The sequence below is a fragment of the Streptococcus sp. 45 genome, assembly GCF_900108865.1.
Taxonomy (GTDB): Bacteria; Bacillota; Bacilli; order Lactobacillales; family Streptococcaceae; genus Streptococcus; species Streptococcus ruminicola.
This window is the reverse complement of the sequence record NZ_FNXZ01000002.1, coordinates 437,558-443,870: the sequence shown is the minus strand read 5'-3', so window position 1 is coordinate 443,870 and position 6,313 is coordinate 437,558. Positions and strand designations below refer to the sequence as shown.

At 37.3% G+C, this 6,313-nt stretch carries 8 protein-coding genes; all 8 read right to left on the bottom strand.

What is annotated here, in order from left to right; translation table 11 throughout:
- The coding region (locus tag BMX18_RS05950) for a TipC family immunity protein (RefSeq protein WP_093815595.1) at positions 1 to 495 on the bottom strand (495 nt) is incomplete at its 3' end.
- Between the two features lie 9 nt (positions 496 to 504).
- A complete protein-coding gene (locus tag BMX18_RS05945; RefSeq protein ID WP_093815593.1) occupies positions 505 to 2,136 on the bottom strand; it encodes an LXG domain-containing protein in 1,632 nt (543 codons plus the stop codon).
- Between the two features lie 21 nt (positions 2,137 to 2,157).
- On the bottom strand, positions 2,158 to 2,490 hold the full coding sequence (locus BMX18_RS05940; protein ID WP_074482204.1) for a hypothetical protein: 333 nt from the start codon (positions 2,488 to 2,490) through the stop codon (positions 2,158 to 2,160).
- Between the two features lies 1 nt (position 2,491).
- Positions 2,492 to 2,764, bottom strand: a complete 273-nt coding sequence (locus BMX18_RS05935) for a TIGR04197 family type VII secretion effector (RefSeq protein ID WP_093815591.1) — start codon at positions 2,762 to 2,764, stop codon at positions 2,492 to 2,494.
- A gap of 100 nt (positions 2,765 to 2,864) precedes the next feature.
- Positions 2,865 to 3,242, bottom strand: a complete 378-nt coding sequence (dhaM, locus tag BMX18_RS05930) for a dihydroxyacetone kinase phosphoryl donor subunit DhaM (RefSeq protein ID WP_074482202.1) — start codon at positions 3,240 to 3,242, stop codon at positions 2,865 to 2,867.
- Positions 3,235 to 3,825 (bottom strand): dihydroxyacetone kinase subunit DhaL, encoded by a 591-nt coding sequence (dhaL, locus tag BMX18_RS05925; RefSeq protein WP_074625784.1) that lies wholly within the window; start codon positions 3,823 to 3,825, stop codon positions 3,235 to 3,237. The genes dhaM and dhaL overlap by 8 nt, the downstream gene beginning before the upstream one ends.
- Before the next feature lie 156 nt (positions 3,826 to 3,981).
- A complete protein-coding gene (locus tag BMX18_RS05920) occupies positions 3,982 to 5,307 on the bottom strand; it encodes an MATE family efflux transporter (RefSeq protein WP_074560095.1) in 1,326 nt (441 codons plus the stop codon).
- 149 nt (positions 5,308 to 5,456) lie between these two features.
- Positions 5,457 to 6,119: a CPBP family intramembrane glutamic endopeptidase gene (locus BMX18_RS09475; protein WP_257609269.1), complete on the bottom strand. Its 663-nt coding sequence runs from the start codon at positions 6,117 to 6,119 to the stop codon at positions 5,457 to 5,459.
- Between the last annotated feature and the right edge of the window lie 194 nt (positions 6,120 to 6,313).

Here is a 6,313-nt window from a genome sequence, read left to right as displayed (position 1 = left end):
TTTGTCTAAATCAGATGCCGTGATGCCGTATTTTGCAAGATAAGTTTTGACCTTAGATTGATCTTCGATGTATTTATCTGAATCGCCATTCTCTAAGATAATTTGAATATTTTTCTGAAATGACTTATCATTTGAGGAATATTTTCCATATATCCAAAGACGTGTGCCTGTCGCGATTTCTTTTTCAAAAGAAATAAACACTGATTTTGTATCTTGTGTAAAATGAAAAGTTAAATGTACATTACTATAATCTTTTGAAAAAGACTCCTCACGATAAGTTATACTTGAGTAAAATTTTGAATCATTGTTATATTCTTGATACTTATGAATATCTACATCACCTAATTGATTAAAAACATTATTACTTTGGTATGTCTTTTTGGTTTCTTGATAAATCTCATCAAAAATATTCTTGGGCTGACTAAGATAATGATGAAGGCTAAAAGCTAGGGCCGCAACTAGCAAGACTAGAATACCGATTAATTTCTTTGTCATAATTATCTCCTATTTACCTGTCGCAGACTCTATGCGATTCAAAAATTTTGAAACATCTTCAAAACTTTCAGAAATATACTCTTTAGTTGCCTCTTCACCTTTTTTAAGGATATCATCAGGAGCCAAGCTAACATAAATAGTACCTTTGACTTCATCCCAATCCTTATTTTTGACGAATTCTTTTTCACGAGTAGTGCTATCTTTGTTAACATCACGGTAATAAGAAACACTGGCTTGACTGTAGGTTTGACCCTTTTCCATTCGTCCGATAATATTGACAGAGTCTAAATCTGCCTTGTAATCATCCTCACCAATGCTAGGATCCATATCATTAGCATTAAAGGTAGTATCCCCTTCCCATCCTGCTAAATCTTTGACATGCTCTCTCCCGCCATAAACATCTGATAACTGGATACTTGTTGGATTCAAATGTGTTGCCATCGTGATAGATTGATGAGTAAAATCAGCGTGACCTGCACCGTTATTAGAATATGATTTTAAACGACTATTCCAAAACTCATCAAAACCTTCTGCTGTTCCGTAAATTGATTTATAACAATTTTTAGCACTTTCATAATTCTTCGGTGTATCTGACTTCATTTCTTTAGCAGACACTCCGCCCCCAGCCATATTATGCTGCAATCTAAGGTTGTAATTTAATTGTTTGGCTTCTTGTTCGCTAAGTCCTAAATCTCGATAAATGCTAAGCAATGGTTTAACAACTTTAGCTTTTTCATCAGTGATGGGAACTTCGATGTAGAAGTACGGTGTTAAATAGCCAGCTGTTTCGTCCCACTTAAAGCCATCATAATTAGCTGCACCAACCACTCTTAAAAAGATATAGTCTCTCTCCTTTTGAGAAAGGTTTGAAAATTTCTTATCAATGCCTTTTTTGACGGTCAACAATTGCTTAGCTGTTGTTAGATCAAAACCGTATTCAGCCATCATGGTATTGACAAAAGCACGGTCAGATTGACTAAGATTTAAATCTTTTGTCGCTGAGTAAGCTGATAAATAATTCACCCAAGTCAAATCACTTGGAATGGTAAAGGTACCAGATGAAGCATCCCAACAAGTTTTTGTCTGTGAGATACCTATTGCTAACTGCGCATCAATATCATTTAATTCATCAAATAAATGGACAGAATCTGTGCTATAAGCTCGTAAATGAGCCAAGATTGTCTCATAAACGTGTTTTGTCATATGATGTCCACGCAATAATTCTGTGTTATTGACTTCAAGTTGATGCTTATGCTCCGAAGGTATCCCCGAGTGTGCTAATGATTTGGCATAATCGTTAAGTTTAGCAATCATCTCTTCTTCTTTTTGAATATATTCTTGAAGCTGCTCTTCGCTCCAACTCTTCGTATCTACTTTTTCTTCATAGCCAGCAGGAAAATCAGTGCTTGTTTTTTTTAAAGTTTCCACATACAATTGTCCACCTTGAGCAAGTGGCAACAAAACCGCTTGATAATAACTTCTAGCAGAGTTATAGGCTTTTCCTTGTAAATTTTCAGTATCCTCTGCAAAGTTTTGAATAGCACGCTGTAAAGCCTGATACCCCTGAACTTGAGCTTGACAGACACTATTAACACTTGCTGACTGAGCTTGTGATTGCTCTAAAGTCATATTAAGTCCCATTTCATGTTTTCTCCTTATCCCTTATTTTTCTTTATGTTTTTGAGTTCGAATGACTTCTATTTTTCTTTCAAGGTGACTTTCCTCACGTTTTAAATCATCTCTATAGCGCAGAAAATCATCTACCAATCGTTCTTTATGACAACGGCGTCCTTCATTCAAATTTTCTAATTGATTGCTATAACGGCTATGATAAGCAGCTTCCCACAAATTATTTTCCGAATCATAAGTAGCTTCATCATAAGCCTCAAAGTCGCTAAATAATTGCTCTGCTTGATATTGTCTATCAGCTAAATCATCTATTTTTTTAAGTAAAGCACGTTCTTTTTGATCTAATAATTCCCAAGTATCTGCCATATTAGCCTCCAAAAGATTTAGCACCAGCTTGATCGACAGCTTCAAAATCACTCGCCACTGAATGAAGGTTATCTGACGCTGTTTTAACAGCTGATGTGATTTGTGCCAGTATAGTTGCAGATTTATCAATCGCTTCGTGGCAACGTGTGTTTCCTGCTAAATTAGTCTGTGTGTCTTTACTGACAGTGGCACTTGAAGACAAGGTCTGACAAGCGTTAGCTAACTGACTAGCATAGGCATGCACTACTTCTTGATTACTTTTGACTGTTCCCATAAAAAAATCCCTTTTCACCTAATTTATTTTTCATTTTATCATAAAAATGCTTACAAGACAGAAAAAAAGCGAACCTAGGCCCGCTTAGATTTTTTTATCATTATTTATCGATATCCATTTCACGAAGTTGTTCAATGACAGCCTCAAATGGAACACCTGCTTGCAGTAAAGAGGCTGCTGTATAAGCCCCTTCAACGAGAGGAACTTTACACATAAGGATGTTCTTTTCAGACAACTCCCCAACCATTTCTAGATTCATCTTTGAAGAGCCAAAATCAAAGAATCCTAGCAAGGTATCTGCAGCGTTGTTATTGACAGTTTCTTTGATTTGTTGGAAACTTGTTCCGATTCTACCATCTTCAGTTCCACCAGAAAATGTAATTGGAACATCTGTTGCCACTTGTGAGATTAAATCTACGACACCCTGAGCAATATCTTTTGAGTGTGACACAATAACAATACCAGTTTTCTTAGACATAATCATTTTCCTCCGCTTCTAATAGTGCTTTAAACAATAGACCTGATGAATACGAACCAGGATCGACAAGCCCAAGTGAACCATCTGCAGCATATGCATGACGTCCCTTTTTAGCTCTCAAAAGAGCTGTCTTTAGAATATACTCATCAATACGCTCTGGTGTTAGCTGATGATTTTTCAAATCTTCTACTACAGGCGCCCAGACATCAACCATAGTTTTATCACCGATTTCTGCTCGACCACGCCTTTGAATCATGACCAAACCTTCTTTGATATCATAGTAAAGCGAGTCACCTGCTTCTTCAGCCCTTGCCATTCCTAAAAATGCTGAACCATATAAGGTTCCAGATACGCCACCGACTTTTGTAAGAAGAAGCATTCCTGTCTCCTTAAATAAATCAGATGTCGAAGTAAATTCCTTTGGTTCAACGGTATTGACAACAGCTGTCATACCACGTAGCATGTTTTCACCATGGTCTCCATCTCCTCCCATCGTCGAATCCAACTCGGCTAGAACAGCCACATTGTCTTGGATTTTTTCGTAAAACAAGATGAGCCACCTTTTTGCAGTTTCTAACTTCATATAAGAACTCCTTTTGTTATCCTAAACACTGCTAAAAGAAAGCGGTATCAGAGAAACCTTTTTCTTCATTATAAACCATTTTGAACAAAAGGTCTTAAATAAAGTCATAAAATAACCAACTTTTTTGACAAGTTGTCAATTCAGGCTAAAATTAGCTTATTTAATGGTGTTCATCCATTTTCTACTACGGAACATAAAGACAGAAACGATAAATCTAAAGACTTCTTCTTGTGACAAGATGAAATAAACCCAGACAATCGGAAGTTTAAGAACCAATCCCGTAAAGAGCCCCAAAGGCACACCAATGCACCACGTTCCCAAAATATCGATAATCATGATGTACTTGGTTCTCCCACCACTTCGGATAACACCACCACCCAAAATCATATTTTGGACTTTAACTGGTGCTAAAATCGCAAAAGTCAACAAGAGTTGCGACCCGACTTGTCTAACATCAGGACCAACATTATATAAGTCAATGTAGAGATTCTCACCCAAAACCAAGAAGAGTGATAAGATGAGAGAGCCTACAAAACCATAAAAGCACAAACGTTTTGAATCTTGATAAGCTCGTTCGAAATCATGCTCACCAAGCCTGCGTCCAATTAAAATCCCCGCAGCTTGAGACAACCCAGACAAAGCCCCGATAAATAAACCTTGAATAGGACCAGTTAGAGACATCCCCGCAAGTTCACTCGTTCCCATGTGTCCATAAATGTAGGTATTGACATTTTGCCCCAAAGTCCAAAGCAACTCATTAACCACAATAGGCGTTAGCATGATGAGGTACTGACTAATCTCAGAACCCTTCATACGCAAATCAAAGCTAAATTGGCAAGTTCTATGGTAAAAATAAACCATCAAAGACAAATTCACTACTTGAGACATTAAACTAGCTAGCGCTGCCCCCTTGATTCCCATGGCAGGAAAACCAAAATGCCCAAAAATCAAAAGATAGTTTAAGCATGTATTGACCACCGCAGCGACTGCACTGATATAGAGCGGATACTTAGCGTAATTTCGGCAACGCAGTTGAACCGCTAAAAGTGTTGCAACCCCAGATAAAGGATAAACCCAAGCTAAGAGCTGAATATATGGTTTAGCCGTCACCACAACTTCAGTATCCTTAGTGAAGATTCCCGCCAAGAAATCAGGCAGAATCAAACACAAGCCCATGGTAAATAGAGCCAAGCACAGCATGACTAAGAGATTGACTGACATGCTGGTATTAATCTTTTTCTGGTCATTTTTTCCCATATACTGAGAAACCATGATACCCGTTACGGTCGCAATCGCTCCGCTAACAAAGGCAAAGACAAACTGAGGCTTTCCGCCAACTTCCACCGCTGCAATAGCAGTTTTCCCAAGCTGTCCGACCATTAATTGGTCAATCATTGAAAACGATGACTGCAACATGGCTTGTAAGGCTACGGGAATAGCAATCGCCATTGCTTCTCTTAAAAAATGTTCTCTTTTTGCCATAATTTTTCTCCATCATTATTACTAAGTGCATTATATCGCAAACGCTTGCATATCACTAGTGGTCTATCTGCACAATTTTTTTGGTCATTTAAACCTAAAAAAGCACCCCTAGCCAAATTCAGCTAAAGGTGCTATTTGTAAGATTTCAATTAAGATAACCAATGAATCATGGTAGCTATCACATCGCTGCCATTACCGATAAGATTTCCAATAAAATGCGCCGTCATGACAACGTAAATATTTCTAGTTTTGATATACGATAAGCTCAACGAAAATGCCCAAATCATGGTCAAGAAAATTCCCCACCAAGAAAACGAGTGTTCCAAAGCATAGAGAAGCATGCTAAAAAAGGTCGTGAGGATAATCGCCTTCTTACTATCAAACAGAATCATGTTTTTTCGGTAAAATGTCTCTTCGGTCACGGCTGGCAAAAAGATAGTCGAAATGGAAAATACGATTAAGGTCAACCAACTATCTCTTCTTAAACTGATACTCCCTATCTCAAAGTTGGGAAAAAATCCTTCTAACATCCTTGTCAAAGCAAAGGTAAGCACGAACCCTAAAAACGTCAATAAAACCTGAATCCAGTACTTTCTTCCGCTTTTAAAACTCCTAAACCATTCTTTTAAGTTAAGGTCTTTAGAGATGAGAAAATAAACCAAAAGCAAAAAGTAAAATAAAGCGTTGGTGTAGATAAGGTAGCTTGACGGGACAATCAAACACGACAAGATAAAGACCACTTCAATCATAATAGGAATAGCGTTTAAAGCGATGTAATCTCTAAAACTAGTCTTTTTCTGTTTACTCATCATAGCCTGAAATCTCCTTTTTAGATGTTAATTCACTTAGTATTGAAATACTAAGGCACCTTCCTTCACCCAAATTATACACCAATACTAATGAAACTTAAAGTTTTAAGCATAAAAAAGCTACCAAATACTAGCACGCACATCACTAGATTTGATAGCTTTTTATTATGGAGTTATTGCTTGTTTAAATTTGTTTA